We start from the raw sequence: 25,730 nt of genomic DNA, 5'->3' as shown, positions 1-25,730 counted from the left end.
TACCCCGATGAGACGGTGGGCGGCCGGGACCGCCCGGGGATGGTGGCGCGGTGACCGTCAGTGCTGAGGTGCAGATCACGGATTTGGCGATCAATGATCACGCCTGCCTGACCTTCGGCGAGCCGGAAGAACTGCTCGACCTCACCGCGGCGTTCGTACGGGACGGGCTGGCGGGAGGGTTGCGCGTCGTCTGGTTGTGCGAGGAGCCGCAGGGAGCGCTGGCCGAGCTGAACCGCCGCGGGATCGCCGTGCAGTCCGCCACCGCGAGCGGCCGGATGGACGTCGTCGCCTCTCAGGAGGGCCTGCTGTCCGGGCAGGTCTTCAGCGTGGATCACGCGATGGGGTGGCTGAGTTCCCAGATGGAGCTGACCTCACACGAGGGCTACTCGGGGCTGCGGGTGGCCCTCGACATGGGCTGGGCGCTGCGGCCGGTCCACGGTGTGGAGCAGCTGCCCGCCTTCGAGGAGAAGATCGCGACGATCCTGTCGGACGGCAGCGTGTCGGTGTTGTGCCAGTACGACCGGGAACGCTTCGACCCGGTCACCCTCGCCTCGGTCTCCCCGTTTCACACGCGGGCGGTCGCCGCGGCCACCTACCACGACGACCCGTTGCTGCGGATCTGCCGCCAGTACGCGCCACCCGGCATCCGGATGGCGGGACAGATCGACCGGGCGGCCGAGGACGCCCTGGCCATGGCGCTGAGCGAGGCGATCAGGACGGACGGCCCCGTCACGATCAACATGGCCGAACTGTCCTTCATCGACCTCTCCTGCACCCGGACGATCATCGACGTGGCACGGAGCCTGGCCCCGGCCCGTACGGTCGTCCTGCGATGCAATCCCGCCATCGTGCCGCGGTTCGTGCTGCTCGGCGCTCAGGGCATTCCCGGGATCAGCCTGGTGACCGCGCATGAGCGATGACGCAACCAACCACGCCGCTCACGTCGCCTCGGGCTCCGGCGGTGGGAAGCGGAACGCCGGAACGCCGGTGCTGATCCTCGACCACTCGTTCGACCGCGGGTCGCTCTACCCCCTGCGGGAGACGCTGCAGGCACACGCCGTCCACGCCGGGCTTCCTCACGGACGGTCCGTGGACCTGGTCCTCACTGTCCACGAGCTCGCCACCAACGCGGTCTTCCACGGCTCGGGAACCGGACAGGCGAGGATCTGGCAGCTCGACGGCGTGCTGCGCTGCGAGGTCGGCGACCCCGGCTCGTCCGGGCACGACGCCGCCGGATGGCCGGTCAGGCACGGGCACGGGCTGTGGCTCGCCCGCTACCTGTCGGACCGGTTCACGATCGACTCCGGCCCGGACGGCACACTCGCCACGGCCGACTTCGCCCTCCCCGGGCCCGCGTCGCGCCGGTCCGCCACTCCACGGCTGCGCCGTCTCGAGTCGCACACCGTCCTGGAGCTGGACGGCGCCCTCGACGAGCAGGCGGCCCCCGAGATCACCGCGGCGGTCGGGGAGCTCGTCTCCGGCACACCGGCGCCGGGGCTGGTGATCGACCTTTCCGCGGTGACCTACTGGGACAGCACCGGCATCACCGCCCTGATCGTGGCGCAGCAGCGCGTGTCGGAGACGGCGGCGGGGATGCTCGTCCTGACCGGTCTCGCGGCCGAGTTCGCCGAGCGCCTCGACGCGCTCAGCCCGGTTCCGTTCACGACCCGCGAGACACCCGCCAAGGCGGTCCCCCTGTTTCCGCCCTCCTGAAGCGGGGCGCATGTGCTGAAATATGCCGATGGATCGGGCGAGACAGTTGATGGGCGAGATGCTGATCTACTGTTACGTGCTCGTCCTGCTCACCGGCGGCTATTTGGCGTTCTCCTACGTGCCGAGCGGCGAGACGGTCGCCTACACCGGCATCTACGAGCCGCTGCGGGGCGTCCGGATGTCCGCCGCCTACCACTCGATTCTCGACATCAGCTTCGACGTACGCGGCGGCCTGCTCGCACGGCAATTGCACCACCGCCTCCAGATCCTGCTCGCCCTCGGGACCGTCGTCTGGGCCCTGCTCGGCCGGTACCGGTACGCGCTCCTGGTGCTGGGCCTGGCCGGGGTCGCCGCGGTCGGCGGCTACGGGTCAGCCGACGACCTGCTGTCCGCGACCTTCCTGGCCAGGGTGCCGATCCCCGTCTGGTACGGCCTGCACCTCCTGGCCGCGCTCGCCGTGGGCGCCGTGCTGGTGATCTCCTCTCGCCGGGAGGCCGCCCGGCAGCCCAGGACGGCCGGCTTCGTGGCGCTGAGCCTCGGTCTCACCGCCGTGCTGCTCCTCTGGTCGTGAACCGGAGAGCCGTCACAACTCGATGACGACCTTGACATCCTCCGGCCCGGCGGTGAAGGCGTCGCGGAACGACTCCAGCGGCACCCTGCGGGTGATCAGCCGGTTCAGCCAGGCGAGATCGGCCTTGGCCAGGGCGTCGGCCGCTGCGGCGTAGTGGGCGAGGTTGGCGTTGACCGAGCCGATGAGCACGTCGTTCTCCAGCACGATGTCGCGGTTGAGGCTGCCCGCGTCGAGCGTGATCCGGCGCCCGGCCGAGGAGACGCCGGTGAGGCAGACGATGCCGTACGGCGCGGTGTTCGCGGCCACGGCGAAGATGACCGGTCCCGCGCCGGTCGCCTCGATGACCACGTCGGGGCGCACTCTCGCGGCGACCTCTCCGGCGTCTTCGCAGTGGTAGACCGCGCCGAGGTCCCGCACGAGGGCCGGTTTGGGGCCCTCCGTGACCCGGTCGAGGACGTGCACCTCCAGCCCGCGCTGCACGCCGAGCAACGCCGCGAGCAGGCCGATCGGCCCGGCGCCGGTGACCAGCGCGGTCTTCGGCGCGAACCAGGCCCGGGCGCCGACCTTCTCCACCTCGTCCCAGGCCTTGGCGACGACGCTGGTGGGTTCGAGGATCATTCCGACGTCGGCCAGTCCGGGGTCGAGCCTGACGGCGTAGCCGGGCTCGACCACCCAGCTCTGGCTCGCGTATCCGTCCAGCTCCTTGATGCCGCGCTCGGTGTAGCGGCCGTTGCGGCACATGTCGAACTGCCCGTGCGCGCAGGCGCCGCACGGCACCGGGTCGGGCCGCCGGACCACTCCGACCACCAGGTCCCCCGGGGCGAAGCCGCATCCGGAAGGCGCCTGCCGCACCCTGCCCAGCGATTCGTGACCGATGACCAGGCGGTCGCGGCCGGGCGGGGCCCAGCCGTACTCCCCGGCGGCGATCTCCTTGTCGGTGCCGCACACGCCGACGGCGAGACCCTCGACGAGCAGGTCCCCCTCGCCCGGCTCGGGATCGGGGACCTCGGTGACGGCCAGGGAGTCCTTCTGCAGCGGAATGACGGTGAGAGCGCGCATCAGCGCTCACCTCCAACGTGTTCGCGGCCGTGCGCGACGTGCTCCGCCGGCCGGGTGCCGGACAGGTGACGAGCGGCGTTCACGAGCCCGACGTGGCTGAACGCCTGGGGGGTGTTGCCGAGCTGCCGCCCGGTGACGGGGTCGTACTCCTCGCTCAGCAGGCCGAGGTCGTTACGGAGGCTCAGCAGCCGTTCGAACAGCTCGTACGCCTCCCGGTGGCGGCCGATGCCGTACAAGGCGTCGGTGAGCCAGAACGTGCAGGTGACGAACGCCCCCTCGGTGCCGGGAAGGCCGTCCACGTTGCCGTCGGCCTGCGGCTGGTAACGCAGCAGGAACCCGTCGGAGCACAGCTCGCGTCGCACCGCCTCGACGGTGCCGGCCACCCGCGGGTCGTCCCAGGGCAGGAACCCCACCCGGGGGATCAGCAGCAGGGCGGCGTCCATCCCCTTGGAGCCGTAGAACTGGGTGAACGTGCCCCGCTCGGAGTCGTAGCCGCGGTCGCAGACCTCGGCGTGGATCTTGTCGCGGGTGGCGCGCCACCGGTCCACCGGCCCGTCCAGGCCGAAGCGTTCGACGGCCTGCACCGCGCGGTCCAGGCCCGCCCACGCCATGACCTTGGAATGCACGAAGTGGCGGCGGTCACCGCGCACCTCCCACAGCCCGTTGTCCGGGTCGTCCCAGTGGCCTTCCAGGAAGTCCAGCAACGCCCGTTGCAGGTCCCACGCCTGCTCGTCGGCGTGGATGCCGGCGGTCCTGGCCAGGTGCAGCCCGTCGAGGACCTCGCCCCACACGTCGAGCTGGAACTGCCCGGACGCCGCGTTGCCCACCCGCACCGGAGCCGAGCCCTCGTAGCCGCCCAGCCAGTCGAGCCTGTATTCCGGCAGGCGGCGGGTGCCGTCGATGCCGTACATGATCTGCAGGTCGGCCGGGTCTCCCGCCGCGGCCCGCAGCAGCCACTCCCGCCAGGCCCTGGCCTCGGCGACGAAGCCGGTGCCCAGCAGCGCCTGCAGCGTGAACGTCGCGTCGCGCAGCCAGCAGAACCGGTAGTCCCAGTTGCGCGGCCCGCCCGGCTGTTCCGGCAGCGAGGTGGTGACCGCGGCCACGATGCCGCCGGTCGGCGCGTAGGTCAGCGCCTTCAGCACGACCAGCGATCGGCGCACGGCATCCTCCCATCGGCCCTCGTATCGGAAGCCGCGCATCCACGACGTCCAGACCGCCTCCGTGTCGGCGAGGGCCTTCTCCGCGTCCACCGGACGCGGCATGCGCTCGTGCGAGGGCCGATAGGTCAGCACGAACGGCACCCGCTGCCCGGCAACCACCTCGAATTCAGCGTAGGTGGTCATGTCCTCGCCGCGGAGCGGCACCGGTGTGTTCAGCCAGGCGGCGTCCGGTCCGGCGACCGCCGCGAGCCGTCCGTCCTGGTGCCGCACCCAGGGCACGATGTGCCCGTAGTCGAACCGCAGCCGCAGCGCCGACCGCATCGGCACCCGTCCGCTGACGCCTTCCACGACGCGCACCACGTCGGCCGCCTCACCGCGTGGCGGCATCGCGTCGATCACGCGTACGGATCCCTCGGGGGTGTCCCACTCCGTCTCCAGGACGAGGGAGTCGCCCCGGTAGCGGCGGCGCGTGCAGAGCCCACCGGCCGCGGGGGCGAGGCGCCAGAACCCCGCCCGCTCGTCGCCCAGCAGGGCGGCGAAACACGCGGGGGCGTCGAACCGGGGCAGGCACAACCAGTCGATCGACCCGTCGCGCCCCACCAACGCCGCCGTGTGCAGGTCGCCGAGCAGCCCGTAGTCCTCGATCCGCAATGCCACCGCGCCTCCCCCTCCGGTGGTCGATCTCGCGAACAAGGACCGCGCTACCCGAGCAAAGGGAACGTACGCACAGTGCAAAGAACCGCCGTCCGGGCTCCGCGGCCTACCCACCTTTTTGTGGGTACTTGTCGGCCGGGCCTGAGCGGCGTGAAGCTTGGTTCCGGGCGGCCGGAAGGCCGCCGGATTCCAGGCGGGAACGGGGGTGACGGCGGTGTGTCAGGAGACCGAAAGGGGCCCTGCCTGCGCATCTCCGACCGGCGTCTCCCCGGCCTGCGCATCCCCGACCGGCGTCTCCCGGGCCGGCGTCTCCCGGGCCGGCGTCTCCCGGGCCGGCGTCTCCCGGGCCGGCGTCTCCCGGGCCGGCGTCTCCTGGGCCAGCTTCTCCAGGCGGCGATGTCCCCAGTCGGACAGCGGCGCCAGCGCCTCGGACAGCTCACGGCCGAAATCGGTCAGTGAGTACACGGTCTTCAACGGACGGGCGTCGTGCACCTCACGGTGCACCAGCCCGTCGGCCTCCATCTCCCGGAGCGTCTGAGTCAGCACCTTCTCGGTGAGGCCCGGCAGCCGCCGGACCAGCTCGCCGGGACGACGCGGAGCGGTTTCCAGGAGCCAGAGCAGGATCGTCTTCCACTTGCCGTCGATCACGGCGATCGCGGCGGTGACCCCGCAGACGTTCAGGTCCCTGGCACGGCTACGCGTCATTTTTCCATCCCGTTCAGCGCCATCGCTGTCATGCACGAAGGAGTTGAGACATGAGCCGGCACACCCAACAGTCTGCCGTCACGGTGCTCGGCCTGGGCCCGATGGGCCAGGCCCTGGCCGGTGCCTTCCTGGACGCCGGCGTCCGGACCACGGTCTGGAACCGGACACCGGGCAGAGATCGAGAGTTGGCCGAGCGGGGCGCGTACGGCGCCCCCACGCCGGAAGCGGCGGTCGCCGCGAGCGAGCTGACCGTGATCTGCGTGGTGAACTACGACGCGGCGGACGCCGTCGTGCGGCGCGACGCGGTCGCCGGCGCGCTCCGGGGACGCACGCTCGTGAACCTGACCGCCGACACGCCCGACCGTGCCCGGAGCACCGCGGCCTGGGCGGCCGAGCACGGCATCGGCTATCTCGACGGCGCGATCATGACACCGACCACCACCATCGGCACCCCGGCCGCGGTGTTCCTGCACAGCGGCCCGGAGGAGCTCTACCGGCGGCACCGGCCGGTGCTGGACGCCCTCGGCGGCACGCACACCCACCTCGGCGAGGAGATCGGCCGGGCGGCGGCCTACGACATCGCGTTGCTCGACGTCTTCTGGACCGCGATGGCGGGCTACGCGCACGCGCTGGCGGTGGCGCGGGCCGAGGGGGTGACCGCGCGGGAGCTGGCGCCGTTCGCCAAGGGCATCGGCGCGATCCTGCCGCCCATCTTCGAGGAGGCGGCGGCGGAAGTGGACAGCGGCGGATTCTCGGGCGAGGGCAACCCGATCACCTCGGCCGCCTCGTCCATGGCCCACATCGTCCACACCTCCGAGGCCCACGGCATCGACGCCGGTGTGATGCGCGCGGCCGAGGGCTGGGCCCGCCGCGTCATCGCACAAGGCCACGGCGCCGACGGGTTCATCCGGATCACCGAGCTCCTCACTCCCCGCGCCCACGTCTGACCTGGCGAGATCGCCGCCGGTCAGGCTGGGCGCGGAACCTGCTCGGCCCGCGTCAGGCCGACGCGCGAGCAGTCGCCTGACCCGGCTTCCTGCCGTCACGGGACCCGGCCGTCACGCCGTCACGCCCTGAGCATGACGCGGAAGGCGGAGTCCCCGGCCCACGCGCGCCCTCCCGACTGCGATCGGCACTCGGAAAGTCGCCGCTCTGCCGCCGTGGTCGGGAGGTGCGTCTGCTGCGCTGTGCCGGGGCGCCCGGCACAGCGGGCGCTCCAGTCGTGGTCGTCAGTCGGTGCCGAGCTCCATGGCGGCCTGGTCGAGGAGCTCCTCCTCGGTGGAGGCCTCGCCGCGAGAGGCGATCGCCTCGGCCCCACCCTCGGGCATCGCGCCGATCAGCCCGGTCGAGGCCGCCTGGGCGGCTCCGATAAGCGCCGGCTGCTGGCTGCCGACCATGCCGAGCCTGGCGTACTGCTCCAGCTTGGCGCGAGAGTCGGCGATGTCGAGGTTGCGCATCGTCAGCTGCCCGATGCGGTCCACCGGGCCGAAGGCGGAGTCCTCGGTGCGCTCCATGGAGAGCTTGTCCGGGTGGTAGCTGAAAGCCGGTCCGGACGTGTCCAGCACGGAGTAGTCCTCACCGCGCCGCAACCGCAGGGTCACCTGCCCGGTCACCGCCATGCCGACCCAGCGCTGCAGCGACTCGCGCAGCATCAGCGCCTGCGGGTCCAGCCAGCGGCCCTCGTAGAGCAGCCGGCCCAGCCGCCGCCCTTCGATGTGGTAGCTGGCGAGGGTGTCCTCGTTGTGGATCGCGTTGACCAGCCGCTCGTAGGCCGCGTGCAGCAGCGCCATGCCCGGCGCCTCGTAGATGCCCCGGCTCTTGGCCTCGATGATCCGGTTCTCGATCTGGTCGGACATGCCCAGGCCGTGCCGGCCGCCGATGGCGTTGGCCTCCAGCACCAGATCGACGGCGGAGGGGAACTCCTTGCCGTTGATCGTCACCGGACGTCCTTGCTCGAAGCCGATCGTGACGTCCTCGGTGGCGATCTCGACGGCGGGGTCCCAGAAACGCGCGCCCATGATGGGATCGACGATCTCGATGCCCGTGTCGAGGTGCTCAAGAGACTTGGCCTCGTGCGTCGCGCCCCAGATGTTCGCGTCGGTGGAGTAGGCCTTCTCCACGCTGTCCCGGTAGGGCAGGCCGTGGGCGAGCAGCCACTCGGACATCTCCTTGCGCCCGCCGAGCTCGTTGACGAAGTCGGCGTCCAGCCACGGCTTGTAGATCCGCAGGGAGGGGTTGGCGAGCAGACCGTAGCGGTAGAACCGCTCGATGTCGTTGCCCTTGAAGGTGGAGCCGTCTCCCCAGATCTGCACGCCGTCCTCGAGCATCGCGCGCACCAGCAGGGTGCCGGTGACGGCTCGCCCGAGCGGGGTGGTGTTGAAGTATGTGCGGCCGCCGGACCTGATATGGAACGCCCCGCAGGCGAGGGCCGCGAGCCCCTCCTCGACCAGGGCCGCCCGGCAGTCGACCAGCCGGGAGATCTCCGCGCCGTACGCGGTGGCTCGCCCCGGCACCGAGGCGATGTCAGGTTCGTCGTACTGGCCGATTTCGGCGGTGTAGGTGCACGGCACTGCACCCTTCTCCCGCATCCACGCGACCGCTACCGAAGTGTCGAGGCCACCGGAGAAGGCGATCCCGACACGCTCGCCGACAGGCAGAGAAGTGAGCACCTTGGACACGAGTAGAATATATACACCGGAATGCATGATCATGCAATCCCGTGCGGCACGAATGTCGTCATCGGCGAACCGTCCGGGCGCGAGCGCCGATCACCGGGGGAAGCCGTAGACCTCCTCGCTCACGAGCCTGGCCGCGCCGATGACGCCGGCCCGCGAGCCGAGGTCGCTCATCGTGATCGGCAGATTCCTGGTGGCGAGGGGCAGTGAGCGGCGGTAGATCGCGCCGCGGATCTCGGCGAGCAGGACGTGACCCAGCAGCGTCAGCCCACCGCCCAGCACGATGAGGCTCGGGTTGAAGAACGACACCAGGCCCGCGAGCACCTCGCCCACGCGCCGTCCGCCGTCGCGCACCATCTGGACGGACGTCGCGTCACCCGCGGCGACCGCCTCGCCCACCTGCGCGGCGGTCAGCGTGCCGTCGCGTGCGAGGAGTTCCCCGAGCAGGGGCGAGCGCCCGGACCGGGCCGCGGCGAGCGCGTCGCGAGCCAGCGCGTCGCCGCCGAAGGACGCCTCCAGGCATCCCGTGTTGCCGCAGGCGCAGATCTCGCCGGAATCGGCGACCGGTATGTGCCCGATATCTCCCGCGCACCCGTCCATGCCGCGATAGAGCTCACCTCTGGCCACGATTCCGCAGCCGATGCCCGTGCCGACCTTGACGAACAGGAAGTTCTCGGCGGTGCCGGCCGCACCGGCGTGTTGTTCGCCCAGGGCCATTACATTGACATCGTTGTCCAGTACGACCGGACAATCGAACTGCCTGCCGAAGACATCGCGGACCGGATAACCGTCCCACCCCGGCATGATCGGCGGCGAGATCGGGATACCGCGTGAGAAGTCCACCGGGCCGGGCATGCCGACGCCGGCTCCCATCGGCCGGTCCACTCCCGATTTCAGGAGCAGCCGGCGGCTCTGTTCCATGGCGAGTTCGAGCACGGGCTCGGGACCCTGGCGTACGTCGCATTCGGTGCGTTCGAATGCGAGGACGCGCAGCCTGCCGTCGGTGACCGCGGCGGACACCGAGGTCGCGCCGATCGCGACGCCGACGAACCGGACCCGGCGGGCGAGGTCGATGACGGTCGACCGGCGCCCTCCACGAGACGCGGCCGGCCCGATTTCCTCGACGAGTTGAAGCGCCGTAAGCCGGCCGAGTTCCGCCCCGATCGTCGTACGTGACACTTCGAAGTGTTCCGACAGCTGAATGCGAGATTGCGGACCGGCGTCACGCAATCGCGTAAGTATTTTGGCCTGGAGCCGTGTTTCGGCTCGTCCTGGCACCGAAGTCTCCACCGCCCAAGTTTCTCACCGGGTGGTGCCTCATCCGTCATCCGCGCGTAGTCCGGCGTCGGCCGGAATTTCGCCGCGCCCACTCATCGGAGAAGGATTTTGTGAGGAAGTCCGGTCGGATCAGGAGACCGTCCGGCAATGAAACTTTCATTGACGACTCGGCCGAACTCCGCGGCCCGCGGAAGACAGGGAAGGGCTGTGCCGGGTGCGTCTGCGAACCGGCCTCACCACGTCCGGACAGGATGGGGAAACGAGCGATGACGGCCGAGGTGCCCGCCACGCAGGGCCGGCGCCTCCACCGCACCCGCATGGCTCCTGCCGGCGACCACGTGCACGACCGGCGGAGAAGTCTCCGCCTCTTCGAACAGGGACTCCGTGTCGGCGCGGGACTCGTTGGTCGCGACGAGGCAGGCGGCCACGGCCACGATCAGCACGGCCGCCGTCAAGGGACGGCGGCGCGGCGGCGCGGTCAGCAGGTGGTTGACCCGGGGGAGCACGTCGCCGTGGCCGAAGGCGAGGGCGTCGAGGCCCGCCCGCCGCTGACGCTCCCCGCCGGCCAGCGCCGCCTTGACGATGGCGCGGGCCGCGACCCTCCGATCGCCCACTTCCTCGGCCGCCCGCTCGTCGGCCCAGCGCTCGGTGGTGTACTCCACCGCCCTCGGCAGGGACGCCAGCAGCGGATTCAGCGCGGCTGCCACCGCGGCCACCGTCCGGTAGAGGTGATGGCGGTGGCGGAGATGAGCGCGCTCGTGGGCGAGCAGGACCCTTCGCTCCTCCGCACCGAGGGCACGCAGAATCCCGGTCGTCACCACGACACGGCCGGGATCGCCGAAGCCTCCCGGCACCGCGTACGCGTGCGGAACCGGATCGTCGACGACCACCAGGCCGCCGGACGCGGCGGACGCGCGGCGGCAGGTCCGCGACGCGCGCCGCAACGCGAGAGCCTGCCGCGCCGCGGTTCTGACCGCCAGAGCCCCCACGACCGCGAGCGCCAGCAGCGCGAGCTGCGCGGCCGGCCGCGGCACCGGGTCGAGCGCCTCGAACAGCCCCACGGACCAGTCGCCGAAGGACGCGACCAGCGGCACCTGACCCAGGTAGGTGCTGGCCAGGAAGACGAGTGCGAGGACCGAGCTGGCCGCGCACGCCGCGCCGGCCGCGGCCAGGAGCCGGGTGGCGGTGGCCGGCGCCAGCCGGCGCCCGAATCGCGGAATCGCGAAACCCAGCAGCGCCGACACGACGAACGGCAGGTAGACGATGATCCGCATGTCAGTCGTCCATCTCCCGGAGCAACCGCTGCAGGATCTGCTCGTCGTCCGCGCTGAGCCGTGACACGAACTGGGCGAGCACCGCCGCTCTGTCGCTTCTGCGGGCGAGCAGCTCGTTCATCGCCTCCGCGGTGTGCGACGCCTCGTCCACCGCGGGGGCGTAGACGAACCCTCGACCCGAGCGCTGCCGGGTGGCCAGGCCCTTGCGCTCCAGGCGCGCGAGCGTGGTCATGATCGTGGTGTACGCCAGGGAGCCGCCGAGCTCGGCCTGCACCTCCGCCGGGCTCACGGGCGCCGTCTTCGACCACAACACCGCGAGCACCTCGTCTTCCAGCATGCCCGCCGGACGTCTGTCGCCATGTCCCGTGTCGGTCAACCCGACCTCCCTGACCACGAATTACTATCGCGGTAGTAGTTACTATCAAGCTAGTAGGTCGAGGCTACCCCGCGAAAGCGGAACGCACAGGAAGCAGGGCCGATGACATCAAGGCACGCCGAGGTGGAGCAGGTCTGGCCGCGAGACGGAAGAGTCCTGGTGATCGGCCGCATCGTCGGCACGGCTCCCACTCCGCCGGCGCGGACGACCGCGATCCTCACCCTCACCAACCGGGACCGCCCCGATCTCGTGCTGAGCTGCCCGGCGACGGTGGACGGCGGTCTGTTCCAGGCGGCCTTCGCTGTCGAACTGGTCGTCTCGACCGTGGCATCCCGCCGGATCGACGGCCGTCAGGTCTGGGACCTCCATCTCCGGCTGCCCGGCGATCCGGAGCCGCTTCGGCTGGGGCGCCACCTGGACGACATCCCCGACAAGAAGACGGTCATGACCTTCCCGGCGCAGACGGGCGAGGCCCGGACGGGCGCCGTCAGCGTCAAGCCGTACTACACGGTGATGCAGAACCTGTCGCTGATCTCCAGGCCGGTCCAGGCATGAAGCTCCGCTACCTCATCATGAACGCCTACGGGGTCGGCGGCACCATCCGCACCGTGATCAACCAGGCCAACGTCATGGCCGCCGCCGACCACGACGTGGAACTGGTCAGCGTCTTCCAGACCAGGGACCGGCCCAGGTTCTCCCTCGATCCCCGGGTCCGCCTGCGGTCCCTGGCGGACCTGCGGGGCCCGGGCCGGCGGCATCCCGTCCGCGAGTGGCTCCGGCGCCGACCGAGCCTGCTGGTGCCTCCTTCCGAGGTGCGCTACGCCGCCTTCAACCGGCTGAGCGACCAGAAGATCGTGAGATATCTGCGGTCGCTCGACGGCGGCGTTCTGGTCACCACCCGCCCCGCGCTCAACCTGCTCTCCGCCCGCTACGCCCCGCGGAACGTCGTACGGGTTGCCCAGGAACACATGTATCTGCGCTCCCACAAGCCCGAACTCGTCGCCGAGATCGCCCGCTGGTACCCGCGGCTGGACGCCGTGGTCAGCCTCACCGACGCCGACCTGGCCGAGTACGCGGCGCTGCTCGACGGCGCGCGGACCCGTCTGGCGACCATCCCCAACGGCCTGACGCCCGCCGAACGGGCTCCCGCCGCGCTCGACGGCAGGATCATCGTGGCCGCGGGGCGGCTCACCCGCCAGAAGGGGTTCGACCTGCTGATCAAGGCGTTCGCCGAGGTCGTCGCCGAACACCCCGACTGGCGACTGCGCATCTACGGCGACGGCAGGGAGCACGGCAGCCTACGGCGTCTGATCCACCGCCTGCATCTCTACAACCACGCCTTCCTGATGGGCGGCACGACCACGCTCGAACAGGAACTGGCCAAGGGAGGGATGTTCGTCCTCAGCTCGCGATACGAGGGCTTCGGCATGGTGCTCATCGAAGCGATGGCCCACGGGCTGCCCGTCGTGAGCTTCGACTGCCCCCACGGGCCCGCGGACATCGTCACCCACGGCCGGGACGGGCTGCTGGTTCCTCCCGAAGACGCCGGCGCGCTCGCCGCCGCCATGAAGGCGCTGATCGGCGACCCGTCGCTACGGCACGCGCTGGGCGACGCGGCCAGGACGTCGGTCATGCGGTACGACATGGACGGGATACGTCAGGCGTGGGAACGGTTGTTCGCCGAGCTGCACCAGCCACCGGGCCGGGCGACCGGCACAGGAGCGGCCAGAGTCGGGTAGGCGCCGGCTCAGGCGTCCTCCCGGCGATCCTCTCGGCGGCGTACTGTGATCGCGAGCAGCACCGGGCCGTCACGCCGCGTGCCGCAGCCCGGCTTCCCGTCGTCGCCCAGCGCGCAGGTGCCGCAGCCGCCGCTCGGGCAGGCGGCCGCGATGTCGTCGGACGACAGGCGCCCTTTGCGGACCCAGTACTCGACCATCGCGTCGACCTCGTCGCGGCCGAGGCCCAGCCGCCGGGCGATGTCGTCCAGGCTGACCCCGCCGCGGGCCGCGGTGATCTCTTCGAGCACCCTGCGCAGCGCGCTCAAAGGAACAGGCTCCCCACTTGGAAGACCGCCACCGCGAGCAGCCAGGCCAGCGTGAGCTGCATCCCCACGCCGAACAGGGTCAGCCGCCCGCCGATCTCCACGCGTTGGGCGGCCACGGTCGTCATGCACGGCGTGTAGGCGAGCAGGAACACCAGGAACGCCAGCACCGCCGGCACCGGGTGGCCGTGCGAGGTCTGCTCGATCGTGGCCCGCAGGGCGCCGCCGAGCCCGCCCGGCTGGTGCCCGTCGGCCGGCTCGCCCATGCTGTACGTCTGGGCCATCGTGGAGACGACGGCCTCCTTCGCCACGAATCCGGTGATCAGGGCGGCCGAGGCATGCCAGTCGCCGAACCCGGACGGGGCGAAGGCGGGGGCGACGGCGTGCGAGGCGGCGCCGAAGACGCTGTGCTCGATCGGAGTGTGGCCGAACGACCCCTGGCCGCCGAACGGGATCGACGACAGCAGCCACACGAGCGTGACCGTGGCCACGATGATCCCGCTCGCCGTCTTCAGGAACGCCTGCAGCTTCACCCACGACTGCGCCCCGATCACCCGTACGGCGGGCAGCCGGTAGGGCGGAAGGTCGAGGACGAGCGGCTCCTCCGCCATGCCGCGGAACAGGGTGCCGCGCAGCAGCAGGCCCATCCCGATGACCAGGGCGATCGACAGCACGTACATCGCGAAGACGACCGTGCCCGCTGCGCTGCCGAAGAACGCGGTCGCCACGAGCACGTACACCGTGAGCCGGGCACTGCAGGTCACGAACGGGATCAGCAGTCCGGTCAGCAGGCGGTGCCGCCGGTCGGACAGGATACGGGTGCCGGCCAGGGCGGGCACGTTGCAGCCGAAACCGACGATCAACGGCAGGAACGCGCGGCCGGGCAGGCCGATGACCCGCATGAGCCGGTCGACGACGAACGCCGCCCGCGCCAGATATCCGGAGTCCTCGAGCAAGGACAGCAGCACGAACATGATGGCCATCAGCGGGACGAACGAGAGCACCTGCCCGACGCCCGCGATGAGGCCGTTGAGCACCAGGCCGCGGATCGCGCCGCCCGCCCCCAGCGCGTCGAGCAGGCGGCCCGCGCCGGTGGAGACCGGGCCGTCCACGAGTCCCTGGAAACCGGCCATGAGCGGCGCGGCGGCCTTCGTGGTCAGCGCGAACACCGCCCACATGACCGCGAGGAAGATCGGCGGCCCGAACCACCGGGAGGTCAGCACCCGGTCGACGCGGTCCGACCAGGTGGCCCGCCCGGCCCCGCGGCGGGTCACGACCTCCGCGATCACCTCGTGCACCCACGCGTACCGCTGCTCGGCGACCAGCAGCTCCGGGTCGTCCGGCTCGTCGTCGCCGGTCGGCTCGCCGCCGGACAGCGCGGCGCCGGCGGCCCGTGCCGCGGCCGCGGTCTCCTCCGGTACGCCGGGCACGTCCTCCCCGGTGAGCAGCGCGATCGACAGCCAGCGCGCCGGGTAGCGTACGGCGGTCTCGGCGGGCACCTCGGCGGTGATCGACGCCAGCGCGGCCTCCATGTCCTCGCCCAGGATGGGCAGGGCCGGTCTGCGGGGAGCGGCCAGCGCCCGCGCGACGACACGGCCGAACTCGGCCACGCCCTCGCCCCGGCGCGGCACGAGGGGTACGACGGGGGCGCCGATCAGCTCGGACAACCGCCCGGCGTCGACGTGGATGCCCCGGCTCCCGGCGATGTCGACCATGGTGAGTGCGACGACCAGCGGCACGCCCGTCTCCATGACCTGGGCGAGCAGGTAGAGGTTGCGCGCGAGGTTCGCGGCGTCGACGGTGATGACCACGAGGTCGGGGCGGCCCCCCATGCCCCGGTCGACGAGCAGGTCCCTGGTCAGCGCCTCGTCGGGCGAGCCCGGCACCAGGCTGTAGGTGCCCGGCAGGTCGATGAGGGTGATCTCGCCGTTGGGTGAGCGCCAGGTGCCCTGCGCGACGCTCACCGTCTTGCCGGGCCAGTTGCCGATCCGCTGCCGCGCCCCGGTCAGCATGTTGAACAGCGTGGACTTGCCCACGTTGGGATTGCCGACGAGGGCGACCCGCGGATCACCGGCGTTGACGCCGCCCGGGACGTCGTCGTCGCAGCACGGCTTGGTGAGGAGGGCCTTGGCGACCGGTCCCTTGGCGACGGGTGCCTTGGTGATCGGCCGCTCACCCATCGGCCGGCTCCACCACCAGCGTCGCCGCCGTCAGGGCGTCGACGGCCACCCGGCCGTCGCCGAGGGCCAGGACGAGGCCGCCGTGCATGCCCCGTCCCAGCACCGAGAGCGACGCGCCCGGCACGAACCCCAGCTCGGCCAGCCGTCTGCGATGCCGCCGGTCGCCGGTCACCCGGCGCAGCCGCATAACGGCGCCTCTCGCGAAGTCACCCGGTCTCATAGGCACCTCCCGACTCAGCGTACCTAAGGTTAGGTTTACCTAAGACTGGTGGGGTGCGCCAGTGCCGCCGGGTCAGCCGTCGGCGGACTCGGAAAGGGAGCGCCACTCCCGCCAGGTGTCCAGGCGTTCGGTGTAGACCCGCTCCGCGACCGGCAGGCAGTAACTCCCCAGGAACAGGCGCAGCGGGGGCCGTTCCGCGTCCACGACCGCGAGGACCGCCGCGGCCGTGACCTCGGGGTCGATCGGGACCCTGCCCGCCGCGGCGGCCCGGCGGGCCTCCCGGACGGGCTCGTACGCGGGGAGCGGCTCGGCGTGGACGGCCGACGATCCGCTCCAGTCGGTGCCGTACGGGCCGGGCTCGATGATCGTCACCTTGATCCCGTGCGGGGCGACCTCCAGCGCGAGCGACTCGCTGAACGCCTCCAGGCCCCACTTCGACGCGTTGTAAAGCCCGAGCATGGGGAACGCGGCGACGCCGCCGATGCTCGACACCTGCAGCATGTGGCCCCGGCCGCGCTCCCGCATGCCGGGCAGCACGGCCTGGGTGACCCAGAGCGCGCCGAGCAGGTTCGTCTCCAGCTGTTCTCTCGCCTGGGCCTCTGTGATCTCCTCCACCGCTCCGAAAAGGCCGTACCCGGCGTTGTTGACGGCGACGTCGATCCCGCCGAAGCGTTCGGTCGCCCGGGCCGCCGCGGCGAAGGCGGCCTCCCGGTCGGTGACGTCGAGCGTCAGCGGGAGGACCGAGTCACCGAACTCGTCGGTGAGCGGCTTCAGCACGGAAACGTCGCGGGCCGTCGCGACGACCCGGTCGCCCCGCCGCAGCGCCGCCCGCGTCCACACGTGCCCGAAGCCGCGGGATGCTCCCGTGATGAACCAGGTAAGTGTGTGTTCGGTACTCATACCGGTCACTCTGCCCTGCGCGGAACGGCACAGCCATCACCGTGACAGGGTCACCATCGCCCACGGGCCCTGCGTACAGTGGCGGGTGACATGCCCGGCAACAACGCTCTCGGCAGCTTCCTCAAGGCCCGCCGTGCGCTCGTACGCCCGGAGGACGTCGGGCTGCCTTCGTCCGGGCGGCGCCGGGTCGCGGGGCTGCGCCGCGACGAACTTGCCGCGCTCGCGGGCGTCAGCCTCGCCTACCTGACGCGGCTCGAGCAGGGCCGCGACCGCAACCCCTCCGAGCAGGTGCTCGATGCGCTCGGTGCCGCCCTGCGCCTCGACGCCGACCTCACGGCTCACCTGCACGCCCTGGCCCGCGATGCGCCGAGACGGAACGGCGGCCGGCCCCGCCGGCCGCGGGAGCGACCGGCCCCGGGGACGCGGCTCCTCCTCGACGCGTGGGTGGACACGCCTGCCTACCTGCGAGGACGGCGGTTCGACGTGCTGGCGGCCAACGCGACGGCAATCGCCCTGGCGCCCATGTATCGGCCCGGCCGCAACCTCGTCCGAGACGTCTTCCTCGACCCCGGCGCGCGGGCCCTGTTCCCCAGGTGGGACGCCGTCGCGGCCGACTCGGTCGCCGCGCTGCGGGCCGTGGCCGGCACCGACCTCGACGACCCGGCCCTGCGCGAGCTGGTCGAGGAGCTGTCGGCGGCCTCCGAGGACTTCCGCCGCCTGTGGGAACGCCACGACGTCCGCCCGACGCGCGACGAGACGAAGGAGTTCGCCCATCCCGTCGTCGGGCCGCTCGTCCTGCGGCGTCACAGCCTGACGGTCGGCGGGACGGACGGTCAGGTCGTCATCGCCTACCAGGCCGAGCCCGGAACGCCCTCGGCCGCCGCCCTCGCCCGGCTCACCGCCCCCGCGCGCGTCACACGGGCCAGCCACCCCGCCTGCGCGGCGACCTGAGCGGCACGGCGGCCGACAGCGGGGAGGCCGCGCCGGGAGACAGGGCGTCGAGGACGAGCGCGAGGTAGCGCCGCCAGCCGTCGCTGCCGGGATCCATCGTCCACAGCACGCCCATCAGCATGACCATGATCCTGGGCAGGTCGTCGGGGACGAGGTCGGCACGGATGAGACCGGCCTGCTGCCCGCGCCGGGCCAGCAGGGTCAGCGACTCGATGAACGGGCTACTGGCCTCCGCGGTGATGGCGCCGGAGTTCCGGGCGGCGGCCAGGGTGTTGTGTTCACGGGCCGCCGTGGACATCGCCGCCTCGAGCACGGCTGTCAGACCGCGCCGGGGATCGTCGTCGCCGAGCGCCCGTTCGATGGCGGGGGCGATGTCCTCGGCGAAGCTCTGGTCGAGGGCCGCCCGGACCAGGCCCGCCTTGTCCGGGAAGTGGCGATAGAGCGTCGCGATGCCGACCCCGGCGCGGCGGGCGATGTCTTCGAGCAGCGCGTCGGGGCCCTGCTCGGCCCAGACCTCCCGGGCCGCGCGCACAATCCTGCCGGAGTTGCGTGCGGCGTCGGCGCGCAGCCGCCGTGAGGTCTCGGTGGTCACCTCCACAGGATAACCAAGTGATAGGCGACTATCGATTAGCTCCGCACGCTCGTCAGGGCTCGTCCCAGGTGACAAGCATGTGCTCGGGCCCTCGGGTGGACAACCCCGTCTTCCACGCGACGTCGTCCTCGGGGCCGGCGAAGCGGAGTCCCGGCAGCCGGGTGAGCAGCGTACGCAGGGCGACCTGCAGCTCCATCCGGGCGAGCGGGGCGCCGAGGCAGTGGTGCGCCCCGTGCCCGAACCCCACGTGCGAGGCCTGCTGACGGTCGAACGCGAGGTCGTCGGGGTTCGTGTAGACCGACTCGTCGCGGTTGGCCGAGACCAGGCTCACGACCACCGGCTCTCCGGCGCGCACCGTGACGCCGCCGAGCTCGACGTCCTCCAGGGCGTAACGGGCGATGGAAGCGCCGTTCCCGAGCGGGACGAAGCGCATCAGCTCTTCGACCGCCCTGGGGATCAGGTCGAGGTCCGCGCGCAGCGCCGCGAGCTGCTCGGGGTGGGTGAGCAGCACGTAGACGAAGTTCGGGATCTGCGTGGCCGTGGTCTCGTGACCGGCGACCAGCAACGCCTCGGCCAGCGACAGCATCTCCTCCTCCGACAGCCGCTCCTCGTTGTCGCGGGCCGCGACGAGCGCGCTGAGCAGGTCGTCCTTCGGGGTCTGCCGGCGCTCGGCGATCAGACCGGCCATGTACTCCCGCAGCAGGCCCATGCAGCGCACCACCTGCTCGGGGGTGAACCGCGTGGTGGACAGGAGCGCGTCCGACCAGGTCCGGAAGTCGACCCGGTCCTCGACCGGAACGCCCAGCAACTCGCAGATGACCGTGATCGGCAGCGGCAGCCCGAAGTCCTCGACGAGGTCGGCCGGGGCGCCCTTGGCCAGCATCGCGCCGACGAGATCGTCGGCGATCTCCTGGGTCCGTGGCCGCAGCAGCTCGATCCGCCGTACGGTGAACGCCTTCGACACCAGCCTGCGCAGTCTGCTGTGCTCGGGCGGGTCGAAACTGAGGATGCTGCCGGGGCGGGACTGGTGGGGCCGCATCCGCGGCTCGTCGCGGCCGATCGCCGCGGCCCGGCTGAACCGCGCGTCGCCGAGCACGACCTTGACGTCCTCATAGCGGGTCGCGAGCCACGCGGGTTCACCGTAGGGCAGCCGGACCCGGCACAGCGGTTCCTCCTGCCGCAGCCGGGAGAAAAGGGGGTCCACCTCCAGCCGGTCCACCTGGCCGAAGGGGAGGGTCCGGGGTTCGACAGTGGTCATGATGCCTCCAGAGCGGATCGTCGTTCACCACGAGCCGTCGAGTCGCCACTTGATAGTCAACTATCACATGACTCGTGTAAAGAGATCAACTCAAACGAGAGCAAAATCTCACTTGAGGCGGTGTGACCGCAGGAGGAGGCCGGAACACCTGCCCTATCGGGCGTCGAGCTCGCCGTCGTGGACGGTGGCGATGTCCGCCAGCCCGGAGATGGTCAGGACGGGAGTGAGCAGCGGGTTGGCGATGAGGGTGATGCGGTCGGCGTGGGCGAACAGGACGCTCAGGCCCGCGCTGTCGAGGTATTCGACGGAGGTCAGGTCGAGGACGACGGGCCCCGGGGTGCTCTCGAGAGCGGCCTCGAGGGCATCGGTGTTGCTCATGTCGATCTCACCGGCCGCGGTCAGGAGAGCGGCGCCGTCCGGGCGAACCCCAGGAGTGAGGGTCAGGGGCGTGGTCATCAGGCGATCCTCATCTGCATGTCGACGGTGGTCCCGTACGGGCCGGGGGTGATGGTGACCTGCTGCATCATGGCGCGCATGAGCGCGACGCCGCGGCCGCGGTGGGCGTTGGCCTCGGGCTCGGGGGACTTCCAGCGGCCGGTGTCGGCGACGGTGAGGCGCAGATTGTCGACCGACGCCTCGGCCCGCAGGCGGACGATGTCGCCGGGGGTGTGCCGGTGGCCGTGTTCGATGGCGTTCGCGCACGCCTCACCGGCTGCGACCAGGATGTTCTGGACGATCTGGGTCGGTAGGTCGCACTGGCCGAGCCAGCTCCGCAGCGCCTTGCGAACGGGCGCCAGCTGGGACGACTCGGCGGGGAAGGTCATCTCCAGCGGGGCAGGGTGCCGGTAGAGCAGCAGAGCGACGTCGTCGTCGTAGCCGTCCGCGGGCGCCAGGCGGATCATCACCTGAGTGGCGAGGTCGTCGACGGCGACGTTCCTGCCGTCCTGTACGGCCTGGCTGGCCTGGTCGATGCCCGAATACAGCGGACGGCGGCGGCGTTCGACCAGGCCGTCCGTGTAGAGCATGAGCGTGGCGCGCGCGGGGATGATCGTCTCGCTCTCGGGACGGGTCGCGCCCGGGCGTACGGCCAGGGGAACGGAACGTCCGCCGTCGAGCAGGCCCGTGCTGCCGTCGGGGAGGGCGAGGATTCCCGGCGGATGTCCGGCGCTGGAGTAGGACAGGCGCCCGGTTTCCGGGTCGAGGACGGCGCAGAAGACGGTGGTGCACCTGGCGCCGGGAACGCCGGCCGCGAACTGGTCCAGGGCCATGAGCACGCGGGCCGGGCTGTCGTCCTGCAGCAGCAGCGCGCGGCAGGCGCTGCGCAGCTGTCCCATGACGGCGGCGGCCTCCACCCCGCGCCCGACGCAGTCGCCGACCACGATGCCGATGCGTCCGCCGGGCAGTGCGATGGTGTCGTACCAGTCGCCGCCGACCTCCAGGGGCCTGGTGGCGGGCTCGTAGCGTACGGCGAACCCTTCGGGAAGCTGGGCGGGGCCGAGGATGGCACGCTGCAGCGCGATGGCGGTCTCGCGTTGCTGGTCGATCTGGTGGGCGCGCACCAGCCCCTGGGCGAGACGCCCGGCCAGCAGCGACAGCAGCACCTGGTCCTCGCCGGTGAAAGGCCGGTGGTCGCCCAGGTCGACCCACAGGGCCAGCTGGCCCTCGGGGTGCTCAAGCAGGATGCCGACCCCGTCGCGGCCGGCGACCGGGGTGAGCAGCGGCCGCCGCAGCAGATCGGTGAGCACCCGGCGGCGATCGTCCGGCAGCCCGTGCCAGTCCACCGCTTCGTCGGCGGCGGTCAGGGTCGGTTCCTCACCGTGGCCGAAGACGGCGGCCAGAACCGACTGGGCGCGCCACAGACTCCGCAGTTCCCGCAGTGCGCCGGTCAGCGCGTCGGAGAGGCTCCCGGCCTGGGACAGGCTGGTGCTCAGCGAGGCGAGGGCGCTCTCACGCTGGATGGCGTAGTGCTCGGCGGTGACGTCGCGGAAGGTGCCGACGACGACATGCCGCCCGGTGTCGGGATCCTGCGCCTGGTTGAAGGTGACGCTGACCCACAGCCGGTGCCCGTCGCTGTGGGTGACCGGGATGGTGTAGCTGCCCTGGCCCGGGCCGAGAAGGCCGCTGAACGCGTCGGCGACCTGCTGGTAGGCCTCGGGATCGGTGGTGGCGTCCGGCCACCACGGGTGGATCGGCGTGTAGGGCAGGTGCTCGGGGCCGTAGCCGAGGATGTCGGTGAAGGCGCTGTTGATCTCGACGACGGCGCCCTGCTCGTCGCAGACGAAGAACGCCTCCTGCAGCGAGTCCACCAGCGCGCTGCGCCAGCGCGCCTGGTGCTGGCGCAGCCGCGCCATGTCCATGTTCGCCCTCACCCGCGCGAGCAGCTCCGCGGCGGCGAAGGGCTTGACGAGGTAGTCGTCGGCTCCGGCCTGCAGGCCCTCGATGGACGCCTCCTGGCCCGCCCGGGCCGACAGCAGCACCACGGGCACGGCGGCGGTGCGTGGGTCGGACCGCAGCGCCGAGACCAGGGACAGGCCGTCCAGGCGGGGCATCATCACATCGCTGACCACGAGGTCGGGGGCGTCCGCGCGGACGGCGTCCAGCGCCTCCATCCCGTCGCTCGCGGTGCTGACGACATAGCCGGCGCCCTTGAGGAGACGGACGAGATACTCGCGCATGTCGGCGTTGTCGTCGGCGACCAGCACACGCGCCGGGGCGGCCGAGCCCCCGGAACGGGCGGCGGAGCCGTCGTGGGACGGCATCCGCATCGCGTCCCCGGTGGACTGGCCGGTGTCGTCCACGGGCAGCCAGCGCAATGCCTCTTCGACGTACGGGTCCGCGGTGGTGGCGCCGGCGCCGGTGCCGGCCGTCGTGATCGCCTCGGCGGGCAGGTGCGCGGAGCCGTACGGCAGGCGGATGGTGAAGCGGGTGCCCGCGCCCTCGGCGCTGTCGGCGCCGATGGTGCCGCCGTGCAGGCCGACCAGCTCCTGCACGAGGGCCAGCCCGATGCCGCTTCCCTCGTTGGACCTCGATCGCGCGTTCTCGATGCGGTGGAACCGCTCGAACAGTCGCGGCACCTCCTCGGCCGGGACGCCGATGCCCGTGTCGGTGACGGTCACCACCGCGTGGTCGTCCTCCCTGCGCACGGTGACGCCGATCGAGCCCTCGAAGGTGAACTTCAGCGCGTTGCTGAGCAGGTTGAGCATCACCTTCTCCCACATGCCGCGGTCGACGTAGACCGGCTCGTCCATGGGAGGGCAGTCGACCCGGAAGTCCAGACCCGCCTTGTCGATGGCGGAGCGGAAGAGACTGGCCAGCTCGGCGGTGACCGCTGCCAGGTCGACCGGCTCGTAGCTGGCCTGCATCCGGCCGGCCTCGATACGGGAGAAGTCCAGCAGGGTGTTGACCAGCTTGCCCAGCCGCAACCCGTTGCGGCGGATGACCTCGAGCTCCTCGCGCACCTGCGCGTCGGCTCCCTGCAGGCGGCCGCGCAGTTCCTCCACCGGCCCCATGATCAGGGTCAGCGGTGTGCGGAACTCGTGACTGATGTTGGAGAAGAAGACGGTCTTCGCGCGGTCGAGCTCGGCCAGCTCCTCCGCCCGCCGCTGCTGGGCCTGGTAGCTGCGGGCGCTCGCGACGCCCGCCGCGACATGCCCCGCGGCCAGGTCGATGAACCCGCGGTACGCCTCGTCCAGAGGGCGGTACCGGTTGAGCGCGGCCACCATGAACCCGTACGGCGCACTGCCCTGCTGGAGCAGCGGCACCACCAGCGCCTGCGTGGGCGGTTCGGGCCAGCCTCCGGCCGGGAGACCGGCGAACGGGGCCCGGTCGATTGGCACAGGGTCGATTGGGGCGGGGTCGATCGGGACAGGGTCGATTGGCACAGGGTCGAGCGGCACGATCACCGACTCTCCCCGGGCCAGCGCCGTCGCGGGCCACACCGCGTCCGGGGCGTCGGCCGGCAACGTCAGAGGGGCGGCCGGGTGCCCGGCGGAAATCCCGGTCACCCCTGCCAGTCGTGCCCCGCCGCCGTCCTCGAACAGGTAGGTCAACGTGAACGGAAGGTCGTGCAGATTGCGGCCGAGCTGCCGGCAGGCGAAAGCCAGCATCTCCTGCTCGGTGCGGACCACGCTGGGATCGGACCCGAGATCCCGCAGGGTCGCCATGCGCCGCTCGCCGATGACCCGCTCGGTCTCCTCGCTGACGACGCACAACATGCCGACCACGGTGCCGGAGTCGTCCCGGAGGGGGCTGTAGGAGAACGTGTGGTAGCTCTCCTCCGGATAGCCGGCCCGCTCCAGGAACAGCAGCAGCGCCTCGTCCCAGGTCGCCTTCCCCGTGGCCAGGACGGTGTCGATCCGCGGGCCGATGTCGTCCCAGATCTCCGCCCAGACCTCGCTGGCGGGCCGGCCCAGCGCCCATGGGTATTTCCGGCCCAGGGTGTCACGGCGGTAGGCGGCGTTGCAGAAGAAGGTCAGCTCCGGCCCCCACGCCATCCACATGGAGAACCGGGACGACAGCAGGATGCTCACCGCCGTCTGCAGGCTCTGCGGCCACTCCTCCGGCGGCCCGAGCGGGGTCGCCCGCCAGTCCACCAACGCCAGATCCCGGCCGACCTCGTCTTCGGCGGCGAACACCCCGGCTCCGGCCGCTGCCGACGGCCCCTGCTCAGCGTCCTCACAGCGCGTCACTTGACACCCTTTCGTTCACGCCGAGCCCAGCCCACCCACGCCGGACTCCGTACCGTGCCGTTGCCACCCGGCGGGCCCGCAGAGCTGTGGGGGGAGGTCGGTGACACGTGCGCAGCAGGATACTCCCGCCACGCCGAACCCGGATGAACCGTACGAAGTGGCGTGTCCGGGCCCATTCGTGTGACTTGCGTCGGATGGCGCGATCACCCTGGTGAAGGACGCCACCGCCTGGAGGTGGCCGGCGAGATGGGGTGCGGCCTGCGGGTTCTACGCTGAGGCAGGGGCCGTCCTGGCGGTGTTCCCCCGTGCCGCTGTGACGGATTTCGTCCGTCCGGGCTCACGCGGTGCTGTCGGCCGTGGTTCGTCACCATGCGCCACGAGACCCCGGCGTGTGGAGAGCGGAACAGTGAAAGGATTGCGAGGGTGACGGCAAGAACCAGTGACATCGAGAAGGCGGCCGGTGTGCTGCGCGCCGGAGGCCTGGTGGCCTTCCCGACCGAAACCGTCTACGGTCTGGGCGCCAACGCCGAGGACCCCGCCGCCGTCGCGCGCGTCTTCCAGGTCAAGGGGCGCCCGCCCTCCCACCCGCTGATCGTCCACATCGGCGGCGCGGAGAACCTGGGCGACTGGGTCGAGGACGTGCCCGCGGCGGCGCGCCTGTTGGCCGAACGCTTCTGGCCGGGGCCGCTCACTCTGGTCCTGCGGCGTGGTCGCCGGGTGTCCCTCGAAGCGACCGGTGGCCTGGAGACGGTGGCCGTGCGCGTGCCCGATCACCCCGTCGCACTCGCGCTGCTGTCGGCCTTCGGCGGAGGTGTCGCGGCCCCGTCCGCCAACCGCTTCGGCTCGGTCAGCCCCACGACGGCGGACCACGTCCGGGCGGAGCTTGGTGATGCCGTCGACTTCGTGCTGGACGGCGGCTCCTGCGAGGTCGGCGTCGAGTCCACCATCGTCGACGCCACGGACGACACTCCGAGCGTCCTTCGGCCCGGCGGGGTGACGCGCGAGGACCTCGAGGCGGTGCTGGGGCGCCCGCTCGCGGTTCACTCCACGAGCCGCGTCCGGGTGCCGGGCCAGCACCCGTCACACTACGCGCCGCGTGCGCGGGTCGTCCTCGTCGAGCCCGAGAAGGTCGTCGCCGAAGCGGAGCTCGCGCAGGAGCTAGGGCACCAGGTGGGCGTCTTTCTTCCCCCCTCCTTCGCGGGCGCCCAGGTGAAGGCGCACGCCGTGGTGGCGGTCCCCGATTCGATGGCCGCCTACGCGCGCGGGCTGTACGGGTTCCTGCGCGAGCTCGACCAGCGGGGGTGCGACCTCATCGTCGCGTCCTTGCCGGTGGAGAAGGGGCTGGGACTCGCGATCGCCAACCGGCTCCACCGCGCCGCGGGGCCCCGGCCCTCCGAGTGATCGGCGACTCTCCCCACTGATCGCGGTTCCCCAC

23 protein-coding genes are annotated in these 25,730 nt (G+C 71.6%); 8 read left to right on the top strand and 15 right to left on the bottom strand.

What is annotated here, in order from left to right:
• Positions 1-50: 50 nt before the first annotated feature.
• Genes HHX35_RS28995 through HHX35_RS28985 form a run of 3 tightly spaced genes read left to right on the top strand, consistent with a single transcriptional unit; the run spans position 51 to position 2,284 of the window.
• A complete protein-coding gene (locus HHX35_RS28995; RefSeq protein ID WP_182901843.1) occupies positions 51-920 on the top strand; it encodes an MEDS domain-containing protein in 870 nt (289 codons plus the stop codon).
• Positions 910-1,713 (top strand): STAS domain-containing protein, encoded by an 804-nt coding sequence (locus HHX35_RS28990; RefSeq protein WP_182901842.1) that lies wholly within the window; start codon positions 910-912, stop codon positions 1,711-1,713. The genes HHX35_RS28995 and HHX35_RS28990 overlap by 11 nt, the downstream gene beginning before the upstream one ends.
• A gap of 28 nt (positions 1,714-1,741) precedes the next feature.
• On the top strand, positions 1,742-2,284 hold the full coding sequence (locus HHX35_RS28985) for a hypothetical protein (protein WP_182901841.1): 543 nt from the start codon (positions 1,742-1,744) through the stop codon (positions 2,282-2,284).
• A gap of 12 nt (positions 2,285-2,296) precedes the next feature.
• On the opposite strand, the gene HHX35_RS28980 is transcribed toward HHX35_RS28985, so the two are convergent.
• From HHX35_RS28980 to HHX35_RS28970, 3 genes are all read right to left on the bottom strand, one after another.
• The gene (locus tag HHX35_RS28980; RefSeq protein WP_182901840.1) at positions 2,297-3,343 is read right to left on the bottom strand and encodes a glucose 1-dehydrogenase; all 1,047 of its coding nucleotides are present in this window, start codon (positions 3,341-3,343) and stop codon (positions 2,297-2,299) included.
• Positions 3,343-5,154 (bottom strand): glycoside hydrolase family 15 protein, encoded by a 1,812-nt coding sequence (locus tag HHX35_RS28975; protein WP_220506028.1) that lies wholly within the window; start codon positions 5,152-5,154, stop codon positions 3,343-3,345. The genes HHX35_RS28980 and HHX35_RS28975 overlap by 1 nt, the downstream gene beginning before the upstream one ends.
• A gap of 222 nt (positions 5,155-5,376) precedes the next feature.
• Positions 5,377-5,862 (bottom strand): helix-turn-helix domain-containing protein, encoded by a 486-nt coding sequence (locus HHX35_RS28970; RefSeq protein ID WP_310739365.1) that lies wholly within the window; start codon positions 5,860-5,862, stop codon positions 5,377-5,379.
• 50 nt (positions 5,863-5,912) lie between these two features.
• Between HHX35_RS28970 and HHX35_RS28965 the strand changes: the two genes are divergently transcribed.
• Positions 5,913-6,809: an NAD(P)-dependent oxidoreductase gene (locus tag HHX35_RS28965; RefSeq protein WP_182901838.1), complete on the top strand. Its 897-nt coding sequence runs from the start codon at positions 5,913-5,915 to the stop codon at positions 6,807-6,809.
• A 282-nt stretch (positions 6,810-7,091) separates the two neighbouring features.
• Here the strand turns inward: HHX35_RS28965 and argG are convergent, their stop codons facing one another.
• The 4 genes from argG to HHX35_RS28945 form a co-directional block, all read right to left on the bottom strand.
• Positions 7,092-8,540: an argininosuccinate synthase gene (argG, locus tag HHX35_RS28960; RefSeq protein ID WP_182901837.1), complete on the bottom strand. Its 1,449-nt coding sequence runs from the start codon at positions 8,538-8,540 to the stop codon at positions 7,092-7,094.
• Positions 8,541-8,630: 90 nt separating this feature from the next.
• Positions 8,631-9,716, bottom strand: coding sequence for an ROK family protein (locus HHX35_RS28955; protein ID WP_310739364.1), 1,086 nt, complete (start codon positions 9,714-9,716; stop codon positions 8,631-8,633).
• Between the two features lie 332 nt (positions 9,717-10,048).
• Positions 10,049-11,089, bottom strand: coding sequence for a M56 family metallopeptidase (locus tag HHX35_RS28950; RefSeq protein WP_182901835.1), 1,041 nt, complete (start codon positions 11,087-11,089; stop codon positions 10,049-10,051).
• 1 nt (position 11,090) lies between these two features.
• A complete protein-coding gene (locus HHX35_RS28945; RefSeq protein WP_259405477.1) occupies positions 11,091-11,465 on the bottom strand; it encodes a BlaI/MecI/CopY family transcriptional regulator in 375 nt (124 codons plus the stop codon).
• A 102-nt stretch (positions 11,466-11,567) separates the two neighbouring features.
• Between HHX35_RS28945 and HHX35_RS28940 the strand changes: the two genes are divergently transcribed.
• Together HHX35_RS28940 and HHX35_RS28935 are read left to right on the top strand one after the other, a co-directional pair.
• Positions 11,568-12,020, top strand: coding sequence for a hypothetical protein (locus HHX35_RS28940; protein ID WP_182901834.1), 453 nt, complete (start codon positions 11,568-11,570; stop codon positions 12,018-12,020).
• Positions 12,017-13,204 (top strand): glycosyltransferase family 4 protein, encoded by a 1,188-nt coding sequence (locus HHX35_RS28935; RefSeq protein WP_182901833.1) that lies wholly within the window; start codon positions 12,017-12,019, stop codon positions 13,202-13,204. The genes HHX35_RS28940 and HHX35_RS28935 overlap by 4 nt, the downstream gene beginning before the upstream one ends.
• An 8-nt stretch (positions 13,205-13,212) precedes the next feature.
• Here HHX35_RS28935 and HHX35_RS28930 read toward each other — a convergent pair whose 3' ends face one another.
• The 4 genes from HHX35_RS28930 to HHX35_RS28915 all read right to left on the bottom strand — a co-directional run bounded on the left by HHX35_RS28930 (position 13,213) and on the right by HHX35_RS28915 (position 16,806).
• Positions 13,213-13,509 (bottom strand): FeoC-like transcriptional regulator, encoded by a 297-nt coding sequence (locus HHX35_RS28930; protein WP_182901832.1) that lies wholly within the window; start codon positions 13,507-13,509, stop codon positions 13,213-13,215.
• The gene (gene feoB / locus HHX35_RS28925) at positions 13,506-15,686 is read right to left on the bottom strand and encodes a ferrous iron transport protein B (protein WP_182901831.1); all 2,181 of its coding nucleotides are present in this window, start codon (positions 15,684-15,686) and stop codon (positions 13,506-13,508) included. The genes HHX35_RS28930 and feoB overlap by 4 nt, the downstream gene beginning before the upstream one ends.
• A complete protein-coding gene (locus tag HHX35_RS28920; protein WP_182901830.1) occupies positions 15,679-15,906 on the bottom strand; it encodes a FeoA family protein in 228 nt (75 codons plus the stop codon). The genes feoB and HHX35_RS28920 overlap by 8 nt, the downstream gene beginning before the upstream one ends.
• Positions 15,907-15,978: 72 nt before the next feature.
• Entirely contained in the window at positions 15,979-16,806 is an 828-nt protein-coding gene (locus tag HHX35_RS28915; RefSeq protein WP_182901829.1) for an SDR family NAD(P)-dependent oxidoreductase, read from the bottom strand.
• Positions 16,807-16,896: 90 nt separating this feature from the next.
• Here HHX35_RS28915 and HHX35_RS28910 point away from each other — a divergent pair, with 90 nt between their 5' ends.
• Entirely contained in the window at positions 16,897-17,757 is an 861-nt protein-coding gene (locus HHX35_RS28910; protein ID WP_182901828.1) for a helix-turn-helix domain-containing protein, read from the top strand.
• Here the strand turns inward: HHX35_RS28910 and HHX35_RS28905 are convergent.
• The 4 genes from HHX35_RS28905 to HHX35_RS28890 all read right to left on the bottom strand — a co-directional run bounded on the left by HHX35_RS28905 (position 17,720) and on the right by HHX35_RS28890 (position 24,295).
• The gene (locus HHX35_RS28905; RefSeq protein ID WP_310739363.1) at positions 17,720-18,349 is read right to left on the bottom strand and encodes a TetR family transcriptional regulator; all 630 of its coding nucleotides are present in this window, start codon (positions 18,347-18,349) and stop codon (positions 17,720-17,722) included. The genes HHX35_RS28910 and HHX35_RS28905 overlap by 38 nt on opposite strands.
• 52 nt (positions 18,350-18,401) lie before the next feature.
• On the bottom strand, positions 18,402-19,607 hold the full coding sequence (locus tag HHX35_RS28900) for a cytochrome P450 (protein WP_182901826.1): 1,206 nt from the start codon (positions 19,605-19,607) through the stop codon (positions 18,402-18,404).
• 153 nt (positions 19,608-19,760) lie between these two features.
• Positions 19,761-20,063: an STAS domain-containing protein gene (locus HHX35_RS28895; RefSeq protein ID WP_182901825.1), complete on the bottom strand. Its 303-nt coding sequence runs from the start codon at positions 20,061-20,063 to the stop codon at positions 19,761-19,763.
• On the bottom strand, positions 20,063-24,295 hold the full coding sequence (locus HHX35_RS28890) for a SpoIIE family protein phosphatase (RefSeq protein WP_182901824.1): 4,233 nt from the start codon (positions 24,293-24,295) through the stop codon (positions 20,063-20,065). The genes HHX35_RS28895 and HHX35_RS28890 overlap by 1 nt, the downstream gene beginning before the upstream one ends.
• Positions 24,296-24,718: 423 nt before the next feature.
• Here HHX35_RS28890 and HHX35_RS28885 point away from each other — a divergent pair, with 423 nt between their 5' ends.
• Positions 24,719-25,696, top strand: coding sequence for an L-threonylcarbamoyladenylate synthase (locus HHX35_RS28885; protein WP_182901823.1), 978 nt, complete (start codon positions 24,719-24,721; stop codon positions 25,694-25,696).
• The last annotated feature ends 34 nt before the right edge of the window (positions 25,697-25,730 follow it).

This window comes from Microbispora sp. H10830 (genome assembly GCF_014161375.1).
GTDB classification, from domain to species: Bacteria; Actinomycetota; Actinomycetes; order Streptosporangiales; family Streptosporangiaceae; genus Microbispora; species Microbispora catharanthi.
Note: the sequence above shows the minus strand (reverse complement) of the source record. Positions and strands in the feature narration are given on the sequence as shown.

Coding starts and splice junctions, on each gene's coding strand:
- HHX35_RS28970 (WP_310739365.1), bottom strand. CDS start 5,862: ATGACGCGTAGCCGTGCCAGGGACCTGAACGTCTGCGGGGTCACCGCC.
- HHX35_RS28950 (WP_182901835.1), bottom strand. CDS start 11,089: ATGCGGATCATCGTCTACCTGCCGTTCGTCGTGTCGGCGCTGCTGGGT.
- HHX35_RS28915 (WP_182901829.1), bottom strand. CDS start 16,806: ATGAGTACCGAACACACACTTACCTGGTTCATCACGGGAGCATCCCGC.
- feoB (WP_182901831.1), bottom strand. CDS start 15,686: ATGGGTGAGCGGCCGATCACCAAGGCACCCGTCGCCAAGGGACCGGTC.
- HHX35_RS28900 (WP_182901826.1), bottom strand. CDS start 19,607: ATGACCACTGTCGAACCCCGGACCCTCCCCTTCGGCCAGGTGGACCGG.
- HHX35_RS28990 (WP_182901842.1), top strand. CDS start 910: ATGAGCGATGACGCAACCAACCACGCCGCTCACGTCGCCTCGGGCTCC.
- HHX35_RS28965 (WP_182901838.1), top strand. CDS start 5,913: ATGAGCCGGCACACCCAACAGTCTGCCGTCACGGTGCTCGGCCTGGGC.
- HHX35_RS28920 (WP_182901830.1), bottom strand. CDS start 15,906: ATGAGACCGGGTGACTTCGCGAGAGGCGCCGTTATGCGGCTGCGCCGG.
- HHX35_RS28935 (WP_182901833.1), top strand. CDS start 12,017: ATGAAGCTCCGCTACCTCATCATGAACGCCTACGGGGTCGGCGGCACC.
- HHX35_RS28940 (WP_182901834.1), top strand. CDS start 11,568: ATGACATCAAGGCACGCCGAGGTGGAGCAGGTCTGGCCGCGAGACGGA.
- HHX35_RS28895 (WP_182901825.1), bottom strand. CDS start 20,063: ATGACCACGCCCCTGACCCTCACTCCTGGGGTTCGCCCGGACGGCGCC.
- HHX35_RS28985 (WP_182901841.1), top strand. CDS start 1,742: ATGGATCGGGCGAGACAGTTGATGGGCGAGATGCTGATCTACTGTTAC.
- HHX35_RS28980 (WP_182901840.1), bottom strand. CDS start 3,343: ATGCGCGCTCTCACCGTCATTCCGCTGCAGAAGGACTCCCTGGCCGTC.
- HHX35_RS28910 (WP_182901828.1), top strand. CDS start 16,897: ATGCCCGGCAACAACGCTCTCGGCAGCTTCCTCAAGGCCCGCCGTGCG.